Origin of the sequence: Spiroplasma sp. hy2 (genome assembly GCF_044714365.1) — a bacterium.
GTDB lineage: Bacteria > Bacillota_I > Bacilli_A > Mycoplasmatales > Mycoplasmataceae > Spiroplasma > Spiroplasma phoeniceum.
Genome location: NZ_RXFZ02000226.1, coordinates 1 through 1,363, shown reverse-complemented (window position 1 = coordinate 1,363; position 1,363 = coordinate 1). Strand labels below are relative to the sequence as shown.

Below are 1,363 nucleotides of genomic sequence, written 5' to 3'. Positions count from 1 at the left end.
TTAAAAAATTTAAAGCAAAATCATAATCTTACACAAAATTAGTTTTCAAATTGTCATATTGATGATTTTTTTTATTTCATCAAGAGTTTTCGACAAAATTAAAGCTTAAAATTAGCAAAAATAAATAAAATTGATGTAATAACAAATATTAAGAATTTTTATACTTTTAAATAATTAAAATAAGATAAATTTAAAAATTTATTACTTTTTGGTCGTCTTATTAAAAATAATGTGTTAATATGAACTTAACAAATAAAGAGGGGTTGTTTCATTTAGGAACAATAATTAATCCTTAAAAGAAAAAACCCGTATTTAATTTACTCAGCCAAAAACATAATTTTTATTTGAAGAAATAATTTATAAATTTATGAATTTTGATACACTAAAAAATACTTTTTAAAGTTATTAATAATTTTAAAAGGTTTTTTATTTTTTATAAAGATAAAAATTGATTTTTAGATTGATTTAAATTAAATATATTAAATTCAATTTTTTCTTTATTTTTATTAGTTTTATCAATTTTTTCTTCATTTGTTTTACTATTAAGTCTTAACATTGAAGCAATTAACATATTGATAAATGTTTCTTTACAATATATTTTCGCGCCACGCCCCTTAACTGCCTTAATATAGTGTGATATATCGCCTTCCATGTGACAACCAATATTATATTCTAATCTTTGATTTTCAATGCCTTCTTTATTATTTTTAATTAATTCAATAGTTTCTAATAAAAATTTCTTTTTATTATCAATAACATAGGGCAAATGACACATTAAAAAATCTAATAATGCTTCATAATTTCCAGTAAAAAATATATTTTTGATAACTTATATTTTAATCTATGAATTCGGTTTTTCTTACGATTTGGAAATAATTCTTTAAATCTTTTTACTAAATGAAATCTATCTAAACTATATGATACATTGTTATTTTTATATTTTTCTTTTACTGCTCTATAAACTTTTTTAATTTGTTTTTCGCCATCACTTAATATTAATATTTTAGTATCTTCATTGATATCATAAGTATCCATTAATTTAAAAATTTTATCAATAAAATTATCCATATTAGATTTTTCATTTTTATTCTTATGATTTTTATTCATCATTTGAAAAACACCTTTTTTCTTTTTCATTTTTTTCTGTTTTTTGTTGATTTTTCTTCATCAACACCAACATGCATAGTTGAAGCAAATATTTTATTTTCAACTCTTTTTTTATTTTCTCTCATAGGTTCAAAAGCCCCATCAATTTGAATAGACTTCTTGCATAACCTAGTTATTTTAAAATTCCTATAAAATATATTTAAAATAGAAATTATAGGAATCTAAAATTATGAAATTTGATAAATTTGATTTTAAT

The 1,363-nt window shown here is 19.2% G+C and carries 2 protein-coding genes; both read right to left on the bottom strand.

Annotation, left to right across the window (positions count from 1 at the left end; translation table 4 throughout):
- Positions 1 to 433 precede the first annotated feature (433 nt).
- Positions 434 to 775, bottom strand: coding sequence for a hypothetical protein (locus tag EHV01_RS05625; RefSeq protein ID WP_422066603.1), 342 nt, complete (start codon positions 773 to 775; stop codon positions 434 to 436).
- Between the two features lie 8 nt (positions 776 to 783).
- On the bottom strand, positions 784 to 1,137 hold the full coding sequence (locus tag EHV01_RS05620; protein ID WP_422066602.1) for a hypothetical protein: 354 nt from the start codon (positions 1,135 to 1,137) through the stop codon (positions 784 to 786).
- Positions 1,138 to 1,363: the final 226 nt, after the last annotated feature.